The organism is Sphingopyxis sp. C-1 (genome assembly GCF_001047015.1).
Taxonomy (GTDB): Bacteria; Pseudomonadota; Alphaproteobacteria; order Sphingomonadales; family Sphingomonadaceae; genus Sphingopyxis.
Map to the genome: position 1 here is coordinate 192,345 of NZ_BBRO01000002.1, position 22,632 is coordinate 214,976.

The 22,632-nt window shown below is 64.5% G+C and carries 15 protein-coding genes; 9 read left to right on the plus strand and 6 right to left on the minus strand.

Annotated features, from left to right (window positions below; all coding sequences use genetic code 11):
* Positions 1–4 precede the first annotated feature (4 nt).
* On the plus strand, positions 5–3,043 hold the full coding sequence (locus SC1_RS15585) for a TonB-dependent receptor (protein WP_062184700.1): 3,039 nt from the start codon (positions 5–7) through the stop codon (positions 3,041–3,043).
* A gap of 55 nt (positions 3,044–3,098) precedes the next feature.
* On the opposite strand, the gene SC1_RS15590 is transcribed toward SC1_RS15585, so the two are convergent.
* Together SC1_RS15590 and SC1_RS15595 are read right to left on the minus strand one after the other, a co-directional pair.
* Positions 3,099–3,698 (minus strand): NADPH-dependent FMN reductase, encoded by a 600-nt coding sequence (locus tag SC1_RS15590; RefSeq protein ID WP_062184702.1) that lies wholly within the window; start codon positions 3,696–3,698, stop codon positions 3,099–3,101.
* 11 nt (positions 3,699–3,709) lie between these two features.
* Positions 3,710–4,474 carry a phytanoyl-CoA dioxygenase family protein gene (locus SC1_RS15595; protein WP_062184704.1) on the minus strand — a complete coding sequence of 255 codons (765 nt, stop codon included), beginning with the start codon at positions 4,472–4,474 and terminating at the stop codon, positions 3,710–3,712.
* Between the two features lie 100 nt (positions 4,475–4,574).
* Here SC1_RS15595 and SC1_RS15600 point away from each other — a divergent pair, with 100 nt between their 5' ends.
* The 3 genes from SC1_RS15600 to SC1_RS15610 all read left to right on the plus strand — a co-directional run bounded on the left by SC1_RS15600 (position 4,575) and on the right by SC1_RS15610 (position 11,175).
* Positions 4,575–5,495 carry a LysR substrate-binding domain-containing protein gene (locus SC1_RS15600; protein WP_083435952.1) on the plus strand — a complete coding sequence of 307 codons (921 nt, stop codon included), beginning with the start codon at positions 4,575–4,577 and terminating at the stop codon, positions 5,493–5,495.
* Between the two features lie 887 nt (positions 5,496–6,382).
* Complete coding sequence (locus SC1_RS15605; protein WP_062184710.1) at positions 6,383–8,713, plus strand: TonB-dependent receptor; 2,331 nt, start codon at positions 6,383–6,385, stop codon at positions 8,711–8,713.
* A gap of 452 nt (positions 8,714–9,165) precedes the next feature.
* A complete protein-coding gene (locus tag SC1_RS15610) occupies positions 9,166–11,175 on the plus strand; it encodes an alpha-glucosidase (protein ID WP_062184712.1) in 2,010 nt (669 codons plus the stop codon).
* On the opposite strand, the gene SC1_RS15615 is transcribed toward SC1_RS15610, so the two are convergent.
* A complete protein-coding gene (locus tag SC1_RS15615) occupies positions 11,121–12,038 on the minus strand; it encodes a LysR family transcriptional regulator (RefSeq protein ID WP_062184715.1) in 918 nt (305 codons plus the stop codon). The two genes, SC1_RS15610 and SC1_RS15615, sit on opposite strands and share 55 nt — an antisense overlap.
* Positions 12,039–12,103: 65 nt before the next feature.
* On the opposite strand from SC1_RS15615, the gene SC1_RS15620 reads away from it, so the two are divergent.
* The 3 genes from SC1_RS15620 to SC1_RS15630 all read left to right on the plus strand — a co-directional run bounded on the left by SC1_RS15620 (position 12,104) and on the right by SC1_RS15630 (position 16,588).
* Entirely contained in the window at positions 12,104–13,657 is a 1,554-nt protein-coding gene (locus SC1_RS15620) for a glycerol-3-phosphate dehydrogenase/oxidase (protein ID WP_062184718.1), read from the plus strand.
* Position 13,658: 1 nt separating this feature from the next.
* The gene (locus SC1_RS15625) at positions 13,659–15,062 is read left to right on the plus strand and encodes an FAD-binding oxidoreductase (RefSeq protein WP_062184722.1); all 1,404 of its coding nucleotides are present in this window, start codon (positions 13,659–13,661) and stop codon (positions 15,060–15,062) included.
* A 98-nt stretch (positions 15,063–15,160) separates the two neighbouring features.
* The gene (locus SC1_RS15630) at positions 15,161–16,588 is read left to right on the plus strand and encodes an FGGY family carbohydrate kinase (protein WP_062184724.1); all 1,428 of its coding nucleotides are present in this window, start codon (positions 15,161–15,163) and stop codon (positions 16,586–16,588) included.
* 170 nt (positions 16,589–16,758) lie between these two features.
* Here SC1_RS15630 and SC1_RS15635 read toward each other — a convergent pair whose 3' ends face one another.
* Positions 16,759–17,598 (minus strand): sugar phosphate isomerase/epimerase, encoded by an 840-nt coding sequence (locus tag SC1_RS15635; RefSeq protein ID WP_062184727.1) that lies wholly within the window; start codon positions 17,596–17,598, stop codon positions 16,759–16,761.
* A 335-nt stretch (positions 17,599–17,933) separates the two neighbouring features.
* On the opposite strand from SC1_RS15635, the gene SC1_RS15640 reads away from it, so the two are divergent.
* Positions 17,934–19,268, plus strand: a complete 1,335-nt coding sequence (locus SC1_RS15640) for an MFS transporter (RefSeq protein WP_062184730.1) — start codon at positions 17,934–17,936, stop codon at positions 19,266–19,268.
* Positions 19,265–20,431, plus strand: a complete 1,167-nt coding sequence (locus tag SC1_RS15645) for an iron-containing alcohol dehydrogenase (RefSeq protein ID WP_083435955.1) — start codon at positions 19,265–19,267, stop codon at positions 20,429–20,431. Before SC1_RS15640 ends, SC1_RS15645 begins: the two co-directional genes overlap by 4 nt.
* 208 nt (positions 20,432–20,639) lie before the next feature.
* Here the strand turns inward: SC1_RS15645 and SC1_RS15650 are convergent, their stop codons facing one another.
* Positions 20,640–21,707, minus strand: a complete 1,068-nt coding sequence (locus tag SC1_RS15650) for an LLM class flavin-dependent oxidoreductase (RefSeq protein WP_062184733.1) — start codon at positions 21,705–21,707, stop codon at positions 20,640–20,642.
* Complete coding sequence (locus SC1_RS15655; RefSeq protein WP_152682468.1) at positions 21,704–22,606, minus strand: aldo/keto reductase family oxidoreductase; 903 nt, start codon at positions 22,604–22,606, stop codon at positions 21,704–21,706. Before SC1_RS15655 ends, SC1_RS15650 begins: the two co-directional genes overlap by 4 nt.
* Positions 22,607–22,632: the final 26 nt, after the last annotated feature.

Genomic DNA, 22,632 nt, shown 5'->3' on the forward strand with positions numbered 1-22,632 from the left:
TGGGATGATTCGGGGCAGCCTCGTGCGCGTTTCGCGCGGCAACATCAATTTCGCGGCGGCGCTGCTGGGATCGACGGCGATGGCGATGCTCGCCACGCCGGCCTTTGCACAGGATGCGGCCGCCGAAACGTCTGCCACCGACGAAGTGGGCGATGATGCGATCATCGTCACCGGCATTCGCAGCTCCCTTGCCACCGCGCTGGGCGAAAAGCGCGCCACCGACAATATCGTCGAGGTCATCCAGGCCGAAGATATCGGCAAGCTGCCCGACCAGAACCTCGCCGAAGTGCTCGAAAATGTCACCGGGGTTCAGATTACCCGGCAGGCAGGCGTCGGCAACGCAGTGCAGATCCGCGGCACCGATGCGAACCGCACCGAAATCAACGGCGTGTCGACAGTGGGATCGGGCGCCGGTCGCTCGGGCATCAGCTTCGAAGATCTGCCCGCTGCGCTGATCGCGTCGGTCGAGGTCACCAAGGTTCCGACCGCGCAGACGATCGAAGGATCTGTCGGCGGCACGATCAACCTGCGGACAATCCGCCCGCTGGACCTTAAGGACCCGCTGATCGCTGCGCGCGCGCAGATGGAAAATAGCGATCTGTCGAAGTCGACGCTGCCGCGCCTGTCGGCGACGCTCGGCAACCGGTGGGACACCGGCATCGGCGAAATCGGCATCGTGGTGAGCGGCAGCTATGCACGGCAGGACGTCGCGTCGTTCAAGCCGCGCGTCGACCGCGACGCGCTGGTGCTTCCGGGCTCAGGCCCAAGCGCCGAAGCTTTTCCGTTTCTGCGTATCCAGTTCCTGCAACAGGGGCTCGAGAATTACGAATATGAGACCTATAACGGCACCGCCGCGCTTGAGTGGAAGCCGAATGACGACCTGAAATTCTATTTCGACGCGACACTGAACAACCAGCGCCGCGGGCAACAAAGCCATCGCGTCCAGATTTCGGGTACTGCGACGCCTTCGGTTGTCGATGCCATGAATAACACGGCCTTCGAAACGGTCGATTTCGGCACGCTCAATGGCCCGAACGGCCCGATCGTCCTTGGCTCCGTCGAAGCTGCGCTCGCCGGCACCATCGGAATCGGCGGCACGACCGGAAGTGTGATCGATCCGAACCTGCGCACATCGAGCGACACCGGCGCGCGCGTCACCAAGAGCCGCGTCTTCGATTTCGGCACCGACTGGCAGGCAACCGACAAGCTGAATGTCCGCGCTGAAGTATCGCTGTCGACCTCGAAATCCGACTTCCCGAATTTTTCGACGACGCTCGACTTCATCAACCCGAACGGTCCGCAGCCGGTAATCGGTCGCAGCATCGACAATGGCGTGCCGATCGAATTCGACCTGCGCGGCGGCACGTTGCAATTCGGCATCGATCAGGCGAGCCCCTTTGCGCCGACGACCGCGCAATTGCTCGACCCCGCGAACTATCAGCTACAGCAGGTCACGCAGGGCGCCAATTCGACCGACAATCAGGAGCGCGCTGCGCGGCTCGATTTCACTTATGACACGACCGACCTCAACCCGTTCGTCACCTCGGTCGATTTCGGCTGGCGCTGGAACCGGACATCGGCCGAGAACAGCGAATTTTCGAACAATGTCAGCCTGACGAACACGACCAGCGCGTGGAACCGGCCGTCGGGCGACCTGTTTTCCGACATATTGATCCCGGGCCCCAGCAACTTCAATGCCGCCGACGGGCGCCGCCTCTATTTCCCGGACTTCCTGCTGATCGACGGCGGGCTGGCGTTCCGCGACCCGGCGAGCGTGCTGGCGTCGCTCAACGAAGCCATTGCCGCAAGCAACGCGGCGCGCACGCAAGGTCCGGCCGTCGCCTCGCTGGCGACGCCAACCGAATCCTTTGCGGGTTTCTTCAAGATCAAGGAAACGACGAACGCCGCCTATTTCCAGGCGAATATGGAGGGCGAGATTGCCGGCATGCCCGTCCGCGGCAATGCGGGTTTCCGCTGGCTTCACACCAAGCTGTCGTCGACGGGCAACAATATCGCGAATGGCGCGGTCACCGGCCAGACCGTCGCGAAAAGCTCGTACAACTTCCTGCTCCCGCGCTTTAGCCTCGTCCTCGAACCCGCCGACAAGCTGCTGGTCCGCGCCGGCATCGCGCGTGACATTCGCCGTCCGAATTTCGACACGCTGTCGACGTCCTTTTCGTTCGGCACCGGTGCGAACACACCGGTCGCGGTCGGCAATCCCGGCCTCGTCCCCGAAGCGGTGTGGTCGTTCGACCTGTCGGGCGAATATTATTTCGCGCCGTCGAGCCTGATCAGCATCGGCTTCTTTCACAAGAGCCGCACCAACCTGTTCGCGCAGCGGCAGGAGGATCCGGCGCCGAACCTCGACGCGAACGGCAATCTCAATATCTCGATCGATCCCGCCTGCCCGGGCGGCGGCATTTATAACCCGATCGCCAACCGCAACATCAATAACCCCATTCAGGGGGTCGGCATCTGCGTGCCCCGGAGTTCGACCTTCAACGTTCCGGGAACGACGACGCAAACGGGTATCGAAGTCGCATTCCAGCACGATCTGTCGGCATGGGAAGATGTGCTCGGCTTCGCCTCGGGCTTCGGCTTTATCGGCAACTTCACCTATCAAAAGGCGGGCGGCTCGGCGCGCGAATATCGCGTCGCCGATGGTCCGCGGACCGTGTTCACGCAGCTCGGCCATCCGGGTTCGCAGGATCTGATCTCGCTGACCAACCTGTCGAAATATGCCTACAATACGACGCTGTTCTACGACAAATACGGGCTGAACGCGCGCCTGCGCTACACGTGGCGGTCAAGCTATGTGTCGAACGATCCGTTCTTCTTTGGGCTGCCGCTGATCAACGGCGCACGCGGACAGCTCAACGCCAGCATCAACTACGACATCACCGAGAATATCAACGTCGGCGTCGAGGGCATCAACCTGCTGCGCGGCGATCAGAACCAATATTGCGTGAACGACAAGGCGCTGCTCTGTTTCCAGGGCCTCACCGATCGCCGGATCACGGCGGGGCTTAGCGTAAAGTTCTGATATGCTCCGAACGGACCGGAAGGCATCGAAGACTGCCTTCCGGTCCGTTCGGAGATCAGGCCGTCAAGGCGGCTTTGCCTGCATCGGCATAGGCGCGCTTCATTCGCGCGAAGGTCACGACCTGCCCGGTCATGATGTCGAGCTGCGACGCGATACCCTGATCGGTCAGCATCCCGTCGGGATCGAAAAGCGGCTGGCTGGAATTGGCGGTGACCGCCATCGGGGTGGGCCAGCCGCGCAACGCATGGGTGATCGAGCGCAGCGTCGCAAGCGTGCTCCCCGCCGCCTGCCACCCGCCGGCGACCGCAATCAATCCCACTGCGCGGCCATCGAAATAGGGCTGCGCGTCCGAGACAAGATCCTGCGCATAGTCGAGCGCGTTCTTGACCACCCCCGACACGGTGCCGTGATAGGCGGGCGATGCGACGATGATGCCGTCGGCATCGCGCAGCGCGGCCATCAGCGCCTGCGCCTTCGAACAACGTTCGCTGCGGTGCGGGGCGTACATCGGAAGGTCGATCGCCTCGCCCGCGAAGAGGCTTGTCTCCGCGCCTTCCGCTTCGCAGCGCATGAGCGCGTGGCGGAGCAGGCGCTCGGCCGATCCGCCGGCAGTGGCGTTGCCGCCGAGTGCGACGATGCGGGGACGATCGATCATGATATCCTCCTTCAGTTGAAGGTCACCTGGCTGCCGCCGCGCAGGAAAGCGATCGCGTTGCGGCGGAGATGGTTGGTGCCGGGGTTGAGGATCGGTTCGGGCGAATATTGCGCGAGGTAGACGCGGCGCATGTTCGGGGTCGAATTCGATCCGGTCGCATGGAGCGCGAGGCTGGAGAAAGCGACGACGCTGCCCGCGGGGACTTCGAGCGTCACGCCCTCGCTGTCGCCGGTATAGCCGACGAGGTCGTTGCTGCCCGGCTGGCGGATGTGCGGGACGATGCCGTTGCGAGTATCGGGCGCCTGCGAGAAAGGCAGGATGCGGACGGTGCCGTTGGCGACCGTCGTGTCGTCGAGCGTGCACCAGCAGGTGAGGTACGGCTTGTGATCGGCGGGGCCGCCGTTGCCGACGACATAGCCCGAATCCTGGTGCCAGCTGAACGGCATGCCTTCGCTGGCGCCCTTCACGACATATTGATCGTAGAAGAAATAGGCATCGTCGCCGAGCGTCGCGCGGCAGATATCGGCCATCGTTTCGCTGAACAGCATCTTGCGCAGATCCGGCTGTTGGCGCTGGCATTCGCCGGCGAAATAGCGCTTGCCCTTGTGGCTGATGCCGTCGACCTCGACGCCGAGGCTGTCGAGCCGTGCATCCTCGCGGTCGATCACCCGGCCGCATTCTTCGCGGAGCAGGTCGAGCAGTGGGCCTTCGAGGATGCGTTCGAAGACCGCATAGCCTTCGTTGGCGAATTGTTCGCGCTGGGCCGAGAAATCCATCTTCACTCTCCCGATGTTGTCTAAGGTGCCACGTAGCGTAACATCGTCCATCGCATCCAATCGAATTGCATCCAGCAATCATACGTCTATACTATGACCTATGCGAATGAGACAGGTCGAGGCGTTTCGCGCCGTTATGATGAGCGGGGGCATTACAGCCGCCGCGACGATGCTGAATATCAGCCAGCCGTCGGTCAGCAGGCTGATCGCCGACATGGAGCGCGCGGTCGGATTTCGCCTGTTCGACCGCCGCGGCGCGCGCGTGCATCCGACGGCGCAGGCGCAGGCGCTGTATGAAGCGGTGCGGCGAAGCTATGCGGGGCTCGACCTGCTCGACCAGGCGGCGCGGCGCATTCGCGCGCACCCGGTCGGCACGGTGCGGATTGCGGCGCTGGCGGCGATCGCGATGGCGATCCTGCCGGCGGTGATCGCGCGCTTTCGCATCCTCTATCCCGACATCAAGATCATCGTCGAATCGCTTGGGCAACGCGCGATCGAGGAGCGCGTGTTCCTGGGACAGGCCGACCTGGGCGTCGGGGTCGATATGCAGGGACGCGAGGGCATCAGGTCGACGCCGCTCGCGCGCGCCGAATATGTGTGCATCCTGCCCGCCAACCACCCCCTCGCCGCGCGCGAACGACTGGCGATATCGGATTTGGCGGGCGAGGAGTTTGTGGGCCCGATGCACGAAGCCGACGCGCTGTGGACCGGGATCGACACCGCGCTGGAAACATCGGGCATCAGCGTATCGCGGCGGCTGGAGACGCAGCATTCGCAGATATTATATGCCTTCGTCGAAGCCGGGCTGGGCGTGACGATCGCCGAGCCGTTCAGCGCCCCGCGCTTTCACCGGCTGGGGGTCGCGGTGCGCCCGATTTCGCCGCCCGTCACGCTCGATTTCGCGCTGCTGGAGCCCGATATCGGGCCGACGCCCGAGATTGTTGCGTGGCTGAACGCCGATGTGGCGCGCGAGACCGAGGCGTGTCTGGCGCATGTTAAGCGCGTGGTGGCGTTGCAATAGGGGGGGCACCCCCGGTGGGCCTGTGCGTGTCGGGTTTGGGGTGGGGAGCTGTCGCTGCCCTCTTTGGACATCGCCCGGCTGGATCCGGATCGGGTCGGCGCAAGGGCCGCGCAATATTCCAAAGTTCAGGAAAGTTCAGCCCTATGAGCGCGCCGATTTGCAAGTCGCGGCGTGCTGGATGTGCGAGGCACGTCCGATCATGGTCGTACCCGCAATCAGGGCAGCGACCACCTTTTTGTTCACCGAATGAAAGAGCCGGATGAAGGCTGACACGGCCGAATAATGTAGGAAAGACCTAATTGAAGGCGGTATTTGTTTTATATTGGGGAGCGGACACCCCGTCCCCACTTCCGTCGTCCCGGGCGTGACCCGGGATCCCGCTTCTTGAGGCGCCCACTGGTTTCGACTTCAAGCGGGACCCCGGATCAAGTCGAACGAGCCACGTGTCGCGTTCGAGGGTGACGATGATGGGGAAGTCGGCAACCCGTCACCGACGGACCATGCTCAAGTCATAGCATTTGGACATAATATACCGACATTTCTCGATTAGACTGCAATGATTTTGACGCGCATCCCTAGGTCGGCTGGTGGGCAATGGCGCCTTTCAGCCGATTCGTGGCTGCGAGCGACATAAGTTCGCGGCCTGATGTCGAAGCGGACGCGCGATCCGTCACGACAAGGGAAAGGTTGCTGATGACAAGGCCGACACGCGAGCCCGAGCGCATAGCCAGTTCCTCGCACTGTCCTGCAAGCCATAGCATATGGACATGGCATCGCGACATTTCTCTATTGGACCACAAAAATAATAGCGCGCATGGGTCGGCTCGAGATTGTCAATTGAATTAATTGACATACCGAACGGCAGCGCATCAAGGGAGGATCTGAATATGGTTTCGTCGAAAGCCAAAGCCTATCTGACAATCACGACGGCATTGGGAATGGCGATGATCGCTGCCCCCGCCGCAGCCCAAGACGCGGCCGCGCAGGCCCCGGCCGAAGCCAACGCGCCCTTCGCATCGACGGACATCATCGTCACCGCGCAGAAGCGCGAGCAGAATCTGCAGGACGTGCCGGTCGCGATCTCGGTCGTGTCGGGCGAACAGCTCGAACGCTCGAACGTCAATTCGGCCGAACAGCTTTTCCAGCGCGTGCCCACGCTGACCTTCCGCAAGGGCAACACCAACAAGGACTCCGCTCTCTCGATCCGCGGCGTCGGCACGATCAGCTTCTCGTCGGGGGTCGAGCCTTCGGTTTCGACCGTGATCGACGGCGTCGTCTATGCGCGCACCGGCCAGCAGACGTCGGACTTCCTCGACGTCGAGCGCATCGAAGTGCTGCGCGGCCCGCAGGGCAGCCTGTTCGGCAAGAATGCCAGCGCCGGCGTGATCAACATCGTGTCGCGCGAACCCGGCAACGAGCTGGGCGGCTATGTCGACGCGGCCTGGTACGAGGGCAATGAATATCGCATCCGCGGCAGCATCGGCGGCCCGATCGGCGACGGTATTCGCGCCTCGCTCACCGGCTTCTGGTCGCAATATGACGGCAACGCCCGCAACGTCTTCAACGACCATAAGGTCAACGGTTATGAACATTGGGGCGTGCGCGGCAAGTTGATCGCCGAGCCGGCCGATAACCTGAAGATCACGCTGATCGCCGATTATTCGAAGAATAGCGACAATGGGTTCGCCGACAGCATCGGAACCGTCTTTTCCTCGGCATTCAACAATGCGGTGTTCATCCCGAGCCTCGCGCCGCTGACGCTCGACGGCAAGAACAAGGATATCGACAACGACCTCGATCCCTATACCAAGGACAAGAATAGCGGTGTTTCGGGTCAGATCGATCTCGACCTGGGCGGCGTCACGCTGACGTCGATCACCGCCTATCGTCACTGGTACAACTTCCAGCAGCGCGACGGCGATTTCCGGTCGGATGCGCCGCGTTACGTCAACACCGGTACGGCCGCAGGCGACGTCCGCTCGCACGATCGCGGCGACCTGAAATTCGACCAGTTCACACAGGAATTGCGCATCGCGTCGGCGAACCCGCAATTCTTCGAATATGTCGCAGGCCTTTATTATTACCACACGAAGGAAGTCGATTTCTTCAACCGCACGGTGACCGCCTGCACCGCTTCGACGCTTCCGACCGTCGGCGGGCTGACGCCCTGCGCCGCCGGATCGTCGACCTATACGACCAACGAGGGCAACGCCGATTTCACGACCAAGCTGACGAGCTATTCGGCGTTCGGTCAGGGCACGCTCAATTTCACCGACGCGTTCCGCGGCATTTTGGGTCTGCGCTATACCGAGGACAAGGTCAGCTATGACTTTGCGCGCCGGTCGACGCAGACGGCGGCGTTCACGGGCGTGAACCCCGCCTTCGCTTCGGCGGGCTCGATCAAGGACAATGGCTGGTCGGGCAATGCCGGCCTGCAGTACGACCTGACCGATGATATCATCGCCTACACCACCTATACGCGCGGCTATAAGGGCCCGGCGCTCAACGTGTTTTTCAACATGCTGGCGCGCGACACCGGCCGCATCGACCCCGAAAAGTCGAATGCCTATGAAGTGGGCCTGAAGACGCGGTTGTTCGACCGCCGCCTGACGCTGAACATCGCGGGCTTCTATGCCAAATATGACAATTATCAGGCGAACTTCCTCGACATCGTCGCGGGTCAGGTCGTCACGCGTCTGACCAATGCAGGCACGGTGTCGACGCGCGGGATCGAAATGGACTTCAACGCCGCGATCACCGACGATTTCTCGCTGTCGGGCGGTTTCAACTATACCGATGCGCACATCAACCAGTTCATCTGCCCGCCGGGCGCCGCGGTGACCTGTGCCGATGCGATCAACGGCAAGCCCCTGCCCTTCGCCCCGAAATATAAGGGCACGGTCACGATGGACTGGCGCCTGCCGCTCAATATCGACGGGTTCAACGTCGATCTGAACAGCTCGCTCGTCTATCAGAGCCGCACCCAGTTCGACATCAACCAGAACCCCAATGCGTTCCAGGGCGCCTATGCGATCTGGGATGCGGGCGTGAAGGTGAGCACCGACGACGACAAATACAGCCTGTCGTTCATCGTCAAGAATCTGACCGACAAGCAGTTCGTGATCCAGCGCATCCCGAACGGCACGTCGTTCATGCGCCAGATCACCCCGCGCGATGCCGAGCGTTATTTCGGTGTCACCGCGCGGATGAATTTCTGAACATCCCCTGCCCCCGCCGTGGGTCGCTAGCCAAGGCGGCGGGGGTTTTTATGAAGAATATTAGCGCAGAGGCACAGAGGAGAAGAATTTCGCGCGGAGACGCGGAGACGCGGAGAAGTTTCTTTCTCTTCGTCATCCCGGACTTGATCCGGGATCCCGCTCAGCGACGGTGAAAAGCGGGACCCCGGATCAAGTCCGGGGTGACGAAAGGGGCGCGCGCGACGGTGGACAATTGAGCCACGCTCTATTCCCAAACCCTCCGCGTCTCCGCGTCTCCGCGTGAACCAAAAATCTCTGCGTCTCTGCGCGCGAAATGAATAGGTCGCCCCTGCGAAGGCGGGGGCCGTTGTTGGTTTGAAACTTGGCCGCTGTGTTCGACTTCGAGCGGCCCCCGCCTTCGCGGGGGCGACATGTGGGGTTGATAGGCGGCGTAAAAAAAAGGATCCTCCCCCATGGCGCTTGATGTGCTCGACACCGGTTTTGCGCTTCGCCTCGGCGGGCAGACGATCCTTTCGCACAAGGCAGGCGCGCCCTGTTTCTTCATCGGGCGCGGTGAGCCGCATGTTCATTCGAAGCTGGGCCATTTCGATGTGCGCCAAGAGGTGATCGAGCGGATCGCGCTCGATCATGTCGAAGTGGCGGGCGACGTCGTGCGTTTTGCCGAGAATGCGGGGGCGCCTTGGTTGCTCGAAGCGACGCTGTCGGGCGAAGGCGACAATGCGAAGATCGCGTTGAAGGCGCTCGACCCGACGCTCAACCGATTGTGGCTGCGCGTTGCCGCCGAGGCGGGCGAGCATGTGTGGGGCGGCGGCGAGCAATTCTCTTATTTCGACCTGCGCGGGCGGCATTTTCCTTTGTGGTCGAGCGAACCCGGCGTCGGCCGCGATCCGGCATCGCCCTTGTTCAAACAGGTCGAGGCGCATCGCAAGGGCGGCGGCGGCAGTTATGCGCACACCAATTATCCGCAGCCGACCTTTGTCAGTTCGCGGCGCTATGCGCTGCATATCGACAGCTTTGCCTATGCGGCGTTCGATTTTCGCGCCGCCGATTTTCATGAAGTCGAAATGTGGGAAATTCCCGCGCAGGTTGAATTATGGGCGCGGCCGCGCTTTGCCGATCTGGTGTCGGCGCTGTCGGAGCGCTTCGGGCGCCAGCCGCCACTTCCCGAATGGCTGCTGAAAGGCGCGGTCATCGGGTTGAAGGATGGCGACAACAGCTTTGCGCGATTGAAGATCTATGAGGATGCCGGGGTCGCGGTATCGGGGCTGTGGTGCGAGGATTGGGTCGGGCTGCGCATCACCAGCTTCGGCAACCGGCTGTTCTGGGATTGGCAGTGGAATGCCGAGCGTTATCCCGAATTGCCCGCGCGGATTGCCGAGCTGAAAGAGCGCGGCATTCGCTTTCTCGGCTATGTGAATCCCTATCTGGCGGTCGACGGCCCGCTCTATGCCGAGGCGGCGGCGCAGGGTTTCATGGTGATGCATCCGACGAAGGATGAGCCCTATGTGATCGACTTTGGCGAGTTCGATTGCGGCCATGTCGACTTCACCAATCCGGCGGCGGCGGCGTGGTTCGCCGATACGATCATCGGCGAGAAGATGATCGATTTCGGACTGTCGGGCTGGATGGCCGACTTTGGCGAATATCTGCCCGTCGACGTGCGGCTGGCAAATGGCGAAAGCGGGATGACCGCGCACAATCGCTGGCCTGCGCTTTGGGGCGAGGTCAATGCCAAGGGCGTTGCGGGGCGCGGCGCGACGGGCGAGACGATGGTTTTCATGCGGTCGGGCGCGACGGGCGTGCAAGGCCATTGCCCGATGCTGTGGGCGGGCGACCAGGCGGTCGATTTCGGCCGACACGACGGGATCGGCACGGTGATCTGTGCAGCGCTGTCGGCGGGGATGCTCGGCAATGCGCATCATCATAGCGATTGCGGCGGATACACCAGCCTCTTCGACACGACACGCGATGCCGAACTCGCGATGCGCTGGGCCGAAATGTCGGCGTTCACGTCGATGATGCGGACGCATGAGGGCAATCGGCCGCGGCAGAATGCGCAATATGACGACGATCCCGAGCTGCTCGCGCATTTCGCAAAGATGACGCGGATTTACGCGCATCTGGCGCCTTATCTGCGGCGGTTGTCGAAGGAGGCTTCGGAGACGGGGTTGCCGGTGCAGCGGCCGCTGTTCCTGCATTTCGAGGACGACGCGGAGACCTATGCGATCCAGACGTCGTATCTTCTCGGCCCCGACCTGCTCGTCGCGCCGGTGATCGCGGCGGGGAAAAGCGAGTGGACGACTTATCTGCCCGCGGGGGCCGACTGGGTGCATGTCTGGTCGGGGCGGCGCTATGTCGGCGGGAGCGATGTGACGGTCGCGGCGCCGTTCGGGCAGCCGCCGGTGTTCTACCGTGCGGGTTCGGCCGACGCGGCGCTGTTCGACGCGATCGTATCGGCCTGAGCGACCTCGCGCAGCACTGCGACAAAAGCGGCGACGAGCGCGCTGCGGCTGCGATTGCGGAGGAGGTGGATCGCGTCGCGCGTGACTTCGGACGCTGGCAGCGCGATCTGGTGCAGTCCCGAGCGGGCGGCGAGCGCGCGCGGGACGACAGTGATCGCGCGGCCGCTCTTGGCCATGTCGAGGCACGCAGCGGTCGAATCGAGCTCATAATCGGGAAATTGCCCGGCGGCGTAGCGGGCGCGCAGCGCGCGCGGGAGATTGCTGCCCGGCGCGGGACGCGGGAGCGCCCAGGGGAAATCGGCGCTTTCGCCCTGCCCCTTCGCGAGCGGATGATCGGGCGCGCAGACGAGCATGAGTGGCTCGGGCGGCAATGGGATGCACAGCACTTCGTCGGCGTGGGCGGATGCCGCGAACTTAGCGCGGTTGCAGACAACCAGATCGAGACGACGGTCGACGAGCGTTTCGAGAAGCTGCTCCGACGGCCCGCCCGTCACGGTGACGCGGACGCCGGGGTGCGCGGCGGCAAAGCGCGCGATCGTGTCGGTGAGCAAAGGTTGCAGCGGATAGGGGCCGCTGCCGACCGCGACGGTGCCGCTGGTCGGATGGCCGAGCCCGCGCGCTTCCTGTTCGAGATTCGCCGACGCGGCGATGACGTCGCGGGCGGAGCGGATCAGGCGGTCGGCGTCGCTGGTCGGGCGGACATAATGGGTCGTTCGGTCGAACAAGGTCGCGCCAAGCTCTTCCTCGAGCTTCTGGATCGAGCGCGTGAGCGCCGATTGCGTGAGACCGAGTTCGTCGGCGGCGCGCGCGTAGCTAGCGAGGCGGTAGAGCGTGTCGAAATGGCGAAGGCGGCGGAGGTTCATGGACCGCACCATATCATTCCCATTATGCAATACCAATGCACCTGTGATGCGCTTAGCGTGAGCGCATGAACAGCATGTCGCTCGATGCGCGCCGCCGTGCGCAGGTCTTTGCCGAGCTGGAATCGCGCAGCTTCGATCTTGCTGTGATCGGCGGCGGGATCACCGGCGCGGGGATTGCGCGCGATGCCGCGATGCGCGGGCTGTCGGTCGCGCTGGTCGAGGCGCGCGACTATGCGAGCGGGACGAGCAGCCGGTCGTCGAAGATGATCCATGGCGGGCTGCGCTATCTGGCGCAGGGCGATATTGCGCTGGTCAAGGAAGCGGCGTCGGAGCGGCAGATATTGCGCCGGATCGCGCCGCATCTGACGCGGCTGTCGCCCTTTCTGATCCCGACGACGAACATGGCGATGACCGCGAAGCTGCGGACGGGACTATGGACCTTCGAGAAATTGGGCGGGGTTCCCGAGGCCGAGAAGCATGAAGTGATCGGACTCGCCGAACTGCAGCGGCGCGAGCCGCTGATGCGCACCGAGCGGCTGAACGGCGCGGTGCTTTATCCCGAATTTCTGACCGACGATGCGCGGCTGGTTCTCGCCAATATCCGCAGCGCGCAGGGCGCCGGGGCGGTGGTGATCAACCATGCGGCGGCGTCGGACCTGACCGGCGACGGGCTGGTCGCGACCTCGACGCTGGGCGACAATCTGGGCGCGCGCATCAAGGCGAAGCTGGTGGTCAATGCCGCGGGCGCATGGGTCGATGCGGTGCGCGGGCTCGAAGCGGGCGAAAGCGATACGCGCATGTCGATGAGCCGCGGTATCCATCTGGTGCTGCCGCGCGCGCGCCTGCCGATTGAAGCAACGACCATCATCCGCGCCCCCGACAAGCGCAGCATCTTCGCGGTGCCGCGCGGCGCCTTCACCTATATCGGCACGACCGATGTGTTTCATGATGGCGCCGATTACTGGCCCGCGCCGACGCGCGAGGACATCGACTATCTGCTGCGCGCAACCGAGGCGGCGCTGACCATCGATCCGATCCGCGATGCCGAAATCGTGTCGCTATGGTCGGGGGTTCGCCCGTTGATCGCGCAGCCGGGGAAGAAGGCGAACGAGGTGTCGCGCAAGGACGAGATCTGGACCTCGCCGAGCGGGATGATCTCGATCGCGGGCGGGAAACTCAGCGCCTATCGCGCGATGGCCGAGCGCGTCGTCGATCTGGCGGTCGAACGGTTGGGCCAGACCGCGCAGGACTGTGCGACCGCCGATGCGCCGCTGCCCGGCGGGTCGCGCACAGCAAGGCTGGACGGGCTCGATCCGCTCGCCGCCGAACGGTTGGCCGGGCTCTATGGCGACGAGGCGAACGAAATCGTCATCGCGGGCGGCGATGTCGCGGCCGAGGCGAGGCGCGCGGTCACGCATGAGGGCGCGGCGACGCTCGAGGATTATTGGGTGCGCCGCAGCGCGCGGGCGTGGTTTGATGAGGGTGCGGGTCTTGCGGCGCTTGCGCCCGCCGCCGAGGCGATGGGTGCGCTGCTTGGCTGGGATGACGCGATGACGGCAGCGCAAATCGCGCATTGCCGAGCCATCAACGATGCGAGCCGCAGGCTTTTGGGAGAGTGAAATGCGTTCGATAACCGAAGCTCTGGCCAGCGCGATCGGCGCCGACCGCGTCGCGAGCGATGCCGATACGCTGAACACACGGCGCTACGACCAATGGGCGGTCAAGCATCTGCGCGATTGGCGCGGCGAAGCCGTCGCCGCGCCGGGTTGCGTCGTGCGGCCGCAGTCGGTCGACGATGTGCAAAAGATCGTGAAGCTCGCCGCGGAGAAGCGCGTGCCGCTGATCCCGTTCGGCCTGGGTAGCGGGGTTTGCGGCGGGATCGAACCGACTCCACAAGCGATCCTGCTCGACATGAGCGGCATGAAGCGCGTGCGCTATATCGACAGCGACGATCTGCTCGCGAGCTTCGATGCGGGGCTCAACGGCATGGAGGCCGAAGAGGCGGTCGCGGCGCATGGGTTTACGATCGGCCACTGGCCGCAGTCGATCGCGATCAGCAGCGTCGGCGGCTGGGTCGCGACGCGCGCGTCGGGGCAATTTTCGACGGCTTATGGCAATATCGAGGATATCATCCATTCGATCGAGGCGGTGCTGCCGAATGGCGAGCTGGTGACGCTGGGCAAGGCGGTGCGCGCCGCGGCAGGGCCGGACCTGCGCCATCTGCTGATGGGCGCCGAAGGCACGATGGGTGTCATCACCGGGGTGACCTTCTCGCTGCGCGCCAAGGCGCCGCACCGCGATTACAGCATCTTCTATGCAAACGACATGCGCGCCGGGTTCGAAGCGCAGCGGCAGATCGTCCGAGCCGACTGGCGCCCGCCGGTGATGCGCCAATATGACGGGCGCGAAGTGCGGCGATTGTTCCGCGACTATGAACGTGACGGCAAGGCGATGCTGTTGATGGTGCATGAGGGACCGAAAGCGCGTGTCGACGCCGAACTGGCGGCGATGCACGAGATTTGCGCGGGCGCGGGGCTCGAAGCGGGCGATCCGATGGCGGCGAAGCAGTGGATCGAAAAGCGCAACCATGTGCCGAGTTGGCGCGACATGTTCGAGCGCGGCTATGTCGCCGACACGGTCGAGATTTCGGGGCGCTGGAGCGAAATTGGCGCAATTTATGATGCGAGCATCGCGGCGCTGAATGAAATTCCTGGCGTGATCAACGCGTCGGCGCACAGCAGCCATGTCTATCGATCGGGAATCAACCTCTATTTCAGCTTTGCCGCAACGTTCGAGGACAGCGCGCAGATGGAGCCCGCCTATTTCGCCGGCTGGCGCGAGATCATGGAAGCGACCGCGAAACATGGCGGCGGGGTCGCGCACCATCATGGCGCGGGGCGGCTTCGCAAGCCGTATCTGCACCATGATCTGGGCGAGAATGGCGTGGCGTTGCTGCGGCGATTGAAGCAGGCTCTCGATCCCGTGGGAATTATGAATCCGGGGAATCTAATACCCGATGTGTAAATGCGTCGTCATTGCGAGCGAAGCGAAGCAATCCAGAGCGGTTACGCGCACTCTGGATTGCTTCGCTTCGCTCGCAATGACGATAGTGGGAGCGCGGTGTGAGTAGCCACGGCCACCTCCTCCTTGCGCTCGACGCGGGTACGACGGGGGCGCGGGCGATGCTTGTCGATGCGGCGGGGATGGTGTTGGGCGTTGATAAAAGGCCGATCGCCAGCCGCTTCCCGTCCCCCGGCTTTGTTGAGCAGGATGCCGCCGAGGTCTGGACGATCTGCCGCGCGGTAATCGACGGTGCGCTCGCCGCTGCGGGGCGGAGCATTGCCGATGTTGCCGCAATCGGCGTGACGACGCAGCGCGCGAGCATCATCCTGTGGGACCGCGCGACAGGCGAGCCGGTCGCGCCGATGCTGGTGTGGAGCGATCTGCGCGGGATGGACGAGTTTAAGGCGCTGCGCGCGGCGGGCTTCACCGGTTGGCCGCAGGTGCCGTCGGCGAAACTGCCCGCAGCGATCGCGCTGTCGGGGCGTAATCCCGACGATCTGCAATGGGGCACACTCGATAGCTGGCTGACCTTCAAGCTGAGCGGCGCGCATGTCACCGATGCGTCGGCGGCGTGGCTGACCGGCTATTATGACTATGCGAAAGGCAGCGGCTGGGACGCGGCGTTGCTGGCGCACCAGCGCCTGCCCGCGGCGATGTTTCCGACGCAGGTCGAGAGCTGGGGCCCCGTTGCCGAGAGCGACCCGGCGGTGCTCGGCGCGCGCGTCCCGATCACTGCGCTGATCGCCGACCAGGAGGCGGCGATGGTCGCGCATGGCGCGCTGGGGCGCGGCGACTGGAAAGCAACCTATGGCACGTCGGGCGTGCTGATGGCGGGGACCGGTGATGTGCCCGAGACGATCCACAACAGCATGCCCGCCGAGGCATTGGCGTTCGCGGGCGGCGAGGCGCGATTTTGCGTCGAGGGGATGGTGATCACGACCGGATCGCTGATCGAATGGCTGTGCGGCGGGCTGGGGCTGTTCGCTTCGCCCGCAGCGATGGAAGCCGCGGCGGCATCGGTCGCCGACGCAGGGCATGTCGTGGTCCGGCCGTCGCTCGCGGGAATGGGCGCGCCGCACGGCAAGTTCGACGCGCGCGGGCTGATCGCGGGGTTGAGCTTTGCCGACGGACCGGGACAGGTCGCGCGTGCGGCGTTGCAGGGCATCGCCTTTCGCTTTCGCGAGATTGCCGATGTCATCGCAGGTGCCTTGCCGGTGCCCGAAGCCTTGCCCGTTGCCGGCGGATTGTCGGCGAGCGACACATTGTTGCAGTTGCAGGCCGACGCGTTGCAGCGGCCGGTGCGACGTCATGCGGTGCGCGAAGCGAGTGCCTATGGCGCGGCGCTGGCGGCGGGCATGGGTGCGGGGTTGTTCGGGACAAGCGATCTGAACCGGCTGGCGCGCTATGATGCGGAGTTTCTGCCGAAGGTCGGGCGCGATGAAGCCGATGCGGCGTTCGCGCGCTGGCGGGATATGGTGATGGTGTGAGGCAATTCCACTCTCTTCCCCTCCCTGAAAGGGAGGGGCCAGGGGTGGGTCCAGCATTGGGCGGGGCTCGACGCCCCGGCCGATGCTTTTCAGGCGCGACGGCTGCTACTTCTTCCGGCGCGCAGACGCGCGCACCCACCCCCAGCCCCTCCCTTTCAGGGAGGGGAGCCTTATGCGGTCCCGCTCACCTCGCTCCACAGCCCGCGCACGATATCGCGCATCCGTTGCGCCTCGTCCCAGCGGTTCGTCAGTTCGCTGCCGTCGGGCGCGGTGATCGCGTAGGGCGGCGGGCCGAGTTCGCACATGAAGGTCAGCGCGTCGCCGTCGCGTGCCTGTTCGAGCCACAGTTCGAAACCGCGGCGCCACCAGGCGATATGCTGGTCGAGCCAACGGGCATGCTGGGGCGCGTCCAGCGCGACCTGGACTTGATGCGTCGTCGAGACGCGGCCGTGGAAATTATGGCTGCCCTGCAGGATCGTTTCGATCGCGGCGAGTTGGTCGTCGCGCAACGGCAACTCCATCTCGCCCGCGACCGGATAATGCGACAGGTCGGCGGTGAGCGGAAATCCGGGGCGTTCGTCGAGCAATTGCAGCGTGAAGAGCAGGTCGTTGGTGAGGCGGCCTCGGTGGGTTTCGAACCAGACGGGGAGCGGCGCGTCCTTCGCCGCGGCGACGAGGCTGTCGATCAGGCGCAGCGCGGCGCGAAAATCGGCGGTCGGGCCAGCGATCTGGACGTTGAGGTGATGCGCGCCGAGGCGGTGGGCTTCGGCGATCCAGTGCGTGAGCTGACCCGCGTCATGGACGAGCACCTGCCCTTCCCATGCGAGGCCGAGCGGGTTCATCGCACGCGCGACCCCGTCGGTGCGCGCGGTGCGCGCGAGGTTGACGCCGACGCCGTCGAAGCCCGCGGCGACGACCTGGCCGAGCGCTTCGTCGAGGCGGCTTTCGATGTCGAAACCGGGGCATTTGTCGAGGCCCCAGACCGATTGAAGAACGAGCAGTTCGGGCAATGGCTTTCCTTTTCAGACAACGCTGTCATATCGGGTTGGAGAGGGGAGTCAATTGGGCGCGGAGCAAATCAACACGTCGTCATGCCGCGCTTGACCCGCCATCCCGCTTTTTGCGGCCAGAGGCGGAAAGCGGGACCCCGGATCAAGTCCGGGGTGACGAAGAAGCGGATAGGATTCACGCAGGGGCGCAGAGATTTGGTTCACGCGGAGACGCGGAGACACGGAGACAGGGTGGCGGCTTGCCGCCCTTCCCCTTCTCTGCGTCTCTGCGCGAAAATCTTCTCCGCGACTCCGCGTCTCCGCGTGAACCGATAAAAACAAAGTGAGAGGATGAGATGATCAACGAAGCCCCCGCCCCGCCGATCATCAGGCCGGTGTCCCCGGCGTACCGTCGCTACGCGCTGACGGTGCTGCTGATCATCTATATCCTCAATTTCCTCGACCGGCAGATCGTCTCGATCCTCGCCGAGCCGATCAAGAATGAGCTGCACCTCGCCGACTGGCAGCTCGGCGTGATGACAGGGCTCGCGTTCGCGCTTTTCTATACCGTGCTCGGTATTCCGATCGCGCGCTTTGCCGAGACTGGCGACCGGCCGCGGATCATTGCGGTCGCGGCGGGGCTGTGGAGCATGTTCACCGTCGCGTGCGGCTTTGCCCAGAATTTCTTCCAGCTCGTGCTCTGCCGCGTCGGGGTCGGGATCGGCGAGGCGGGGTGTACGCCGCCCGCGCATTCGCTGATCACCGACTATACGCCGAAGGAGAAACGCGCCTCGGCGCTCGCCTATTACTCGCTCGGTATTCCGCTCGGCGGGCTGCTCGGGCTCGCGCTGGGCGGACTGATTGCCGATGCTTACGGCTGGCGCACGGCATTTCTGTTCGCGGGCGCACCCGGGGTATTGATGGCGATCATTGCGTGGACGACTTTGAAGGAACCGCGACGGCAGATGCACGGCGACCTGGCGGCGCTCAAGGCGGCGCGGCCCGACTTCAAGACTGCGATGACCGAGATCCGCGGCAAGCGCACCTTCTGGCTGATCGCCTTTGCCGCGGCGATCAAGGCATTCATCGGCTATGGTGCCGCGGCCTTCCTCGCCCCCTTCTTCTTTCGCAATCATGCCGAGGAGTTGACGGTGATCGCGGGCGGTTTCGGGCTGGGATTGACGGGCTTTCTTGGCGTCGCCCTTGGCATCGTGTTGGGCCTGACCGGCGCGCTCGGGACCTGGATGGGCGGACAGCTCGCCGACAAATATGGCGCGCGCGATCTGCGCGCCTATGTCGCGATCCCGGCGGTTTCGACCTTCCTCGGCATCCCCTTTTACATCGCCGGGCTGATGGCGGATTCGGCGGTGTTCGCGCTGATCATGTTCGCCTTTCCGCCGGTGCTCAACACGCTATGGTACGGCCCGGGCTTTGCCGCCGTGCAGGGGCTGGTGCGGCCGCAGACGCGCGCGACCGCGTCGGCAGTGCTGCTGTTCATCATCAATCTGCTCGGGCTCGGGCTCGGCCCGCTCGGGGTCGGCGTGGTTAGCGATTTTATCAGCGGACCGATGGGGCTAGGGTCGGCGGAAGGCGTGCGCTGGTCGCTGATGATCTTCATCATGTTCGGCGCGGTGGCGTCGGCGCTGTTCTGGATGGCGCGCAGCTCGATCCGCGAGGAGATGGTGAGTTGAGTATCGCAAGCATTGCCCTGCCCCGCATCTTCCGCATCGGCGGTGGTGCGTCGAAGCAATTGCCCGAGGTGCTGGGCGCGCTGGGCCTGTCGCGTCCGCTCATCGTCACCGATGGCTGGCTGATGAGCAGCGGGCGCGTCGATGAACTGACCGATGGGCTGGCGGCGGCTGGCATCGCCGCGCGGGTGTTTGCGGATACGGTGCCCGACCCGACGATCGCTTCGGTCGATGCGGGAGTGACGTTCCTGCTTGAAGGCGATCACGACTGCGTCGTCGGTTTCGGCGGCGGCAGCCCGCTCGACAGCGCGAAGGCGATTGCGCTGCTCGGCAAGTTCGGCGGCGCGATGGCCGATTATAAGGCGCCGCATGTGCAGGATGCGCCGGGGCTGCCGATCATCGCAATCCCGACGACCGCGGGCACGGGGTCGGAGGCGACGCGCTTCACGATCATCACCGACGAGGCGACCGACGAGAAGATGCTGTGCCCCGGGCTCGCCTATCTGCCCATCGCGGCGCTCGTCGATTATGAACTGACCTTTACCAAGCCGGTGCGACTGACCGCCGATACGGGGATCGATTCGTTGACGCACGCGATCGAAGCCTATGTGTCGAAGCGCGCGAATCCGTTCAGCGACGGCATGGCGTTGCTCGCGATGCGCGCGATCGCGCCCAATCTGCGGCGCGTGTGCAGCGACCCGATGGATGCCGCAGCGCGCGAGGCGATGATGCTGGGGGCGACGCAGGCGGGGATCGCTTTCTCGAACAGCTCGGTCGCGCTGGTTCACGGGATGAGCCGTCCGATCGGAGCACATTTCCATGTCCCGCACGGGCTGTCGAACGCGATGCTGTTGCCCGCGGTAACCGCATGGTCCGCGCCCGCTGCGCTCGGCCGCTATGCCGATTGCGCAAGGGCGATGGGGGTGGCGGACGAGGCCGAGGGCGATCAGTCGGCGGTGGCGCGGCTGCTCGACGAGTTGGCGGCGCTCAACCGAGAGCTCGAGGTGCCGGGGCCAGCGGCCTGGGGTATCGACGCGGCGCGCTGGGATGCGCTGGTGCCGACGATGTGCGCGCAGGCGGCGGCGTCGGGATCGCCCGCGAACAATCCGCGGGTGCCGGATGCGGACGAGATGGCGGAGCTTTATGCGGCGGTTTGGGCCGGATAACACCTTCGGTTAATCGACTGGAAAGGCAGGCTCTGCTTAAGCGCGCTCGCCCCGTCTCCTTCTCTCCTACGTCTCAAACGTGGAGGCGGGGTATTCACTCTCCATCGTCATCCCGGACTTGATCCGGGATCCATATTTTGAGGATGACGCTTGCCTTCGTGGACCCCGGATCAGGTCCGGGGTGACGAAGTGGGCGGTTTCGTAGGGATCAGACCTCCAGCGGGCCGTGCTTCATCTTGGGCAGGACATGGCGCGCGAAAAGGTCGGCTTCGGCGGCGTGCGGGTAGCCCGAGAGGATGAAGGCTTCGATGCCGAGGTCCTGATAGCGGTTGAGCTTTGCGAGCACCTGGTCGGGGTCGCCGACGATCGCGGCGCCGCAGCCCGAGCGGGCGCGGCCGACGCCGGTCCAGAGATTATCCTCGACATAGCCATCGTCGGACGCGGCTTCGCGCAGGGCGACCTGCGCGTTGACGCCGAACGATTGCGAGTCGAGCGACTTCGCCTTGATCTCGGCGCCCTTGGCGGCGTCGAGTTTCGAGAGCAGGCGGTCGGCGGCGGTGCGCGCTTCGCTTTCGGTGTCGCGCACGATCATGTGCGCGCGGTAGCCGAATTTTAGCGTGCGGCCGTAGGCGGCGGCGCGCGCGGTCATGTCGGCGATGATCTCCTTCACCACCTCTTCGCGGTCGGGCCACATCAGGAATACGTCGCACCCTTTCGCGGCGGCATCGCGCGCAGCGGGGGAAAGCCCGCCGAAATAGAGCGGCGGCGCCTTGCCCGATACCGTGCCGATCCGCGCGGGTTCGACCTTCAGCTTCCAGAACTCGCCGTCATGGTCGAGCGCTTCGCCGTTGAGCAGCGTCTTGAGGATATGCATCGCCTCGACCGTGCGGCGGTAACGCGGTTCGGAGTCCATCGTCTCGCCGGGCATGTCGGACGAGATGATGTTGACCGTCAGGCGGCCGCCGAGGATGCGGTCGATCGTTGCGATCTGGCGCGCGAGTTGCGGCGGCCAGCTTTCGCCGATGCGGACCGCCATCAGCAGGCGGATATTCTTGACCATCGTCGCGACCGCCGCGGCAAAGGCAGTGGTGTCGATGCCGAGCGCATAGCCCGAGGGGAGCAGAATATTGTCGAACCCCAAGGAGTCGGCCTGCATCACGATGTCGCGGCAATGCTCCCAGCTCGATTTGAGCATCGGGTCGGGGACCCCCAGAAATTCATAGTCGTCGTCGCAGAGCGCCGAAAACCAGCTAACCTCGCACGTGCGGTCGGTCATGGCAGATTCTCCCCCATCGATGTTTGCAGCACCGCATACCATTCGGCGCGCGTCCAGCGCGGGGCGAAGGCCTGCGGAATCTCCTTGATGCGTTCGGGGTTTTGCGTCCCGACGATCGGGATCGGGCGCGCGGGATGCGCCATCACCCAGCTATAGGTCGCCGCGGCGCGCGAGACCTCATATTCGGCGGCCTTGGCATCGAGCAGTCCGGCGACTGCGCGCGTGCGCTCGTCGGCCGGATCGCCAAGCCGGCCACCGCCCAGCGGCGACCATGCGAGGAAGCTCATCCCGTCCATCATCGTTTGATCGAACAGTCCGTCGAACAGCGGGTCGAGCTTCAAGGGCGAAAATTCGCTCTGGTGGCTGACCACCGGAACGGGGAGAAATTTGGCGAGCGCCGCGGTCTGCGCGGTGGTGAAGTTCGACACGCCGATCGCGCCGATCTTGCCCGCGCGATGCGCGTCCTCGAGCGTGCGCGCGATTTCCTGCGGGTGCGCGAGCAGGTCGGGGCGGTGGATTTGCCACAGCTCGACATGGTCGGTGCGCAGGCGCTGGAGCGAAATGTCGATCGCCGAGGTCAGATAGGCGCCGCTGCTGTCATAGGGCACGCCGAGGATGATCCCGCCCTTGGTCGCCAGCACCATCTTGTCACGCAGCGCCGGCGCTTCGGCGAAGACGTCGCCGAGCAGCGCCTCGGCCGAGCCGAAACCGCCGGGCGTGTCGCAGCCGTAGATGTCGGCGGTGTCGAAGAGCGTCACACCTGCCTCGAACGCCGCATCGATGCGCGCGCGCGCGGTGGCGAGGTCGGCACCGGCGAAGCGCCACATGCCCCAGGCGATGGGTGAAACCTCATGACCGGCAAGAGTCACATTGGCGGGAGCGGGAAGAAAATCTGACATCGCTGTCATATACTCCATAAGTCAGG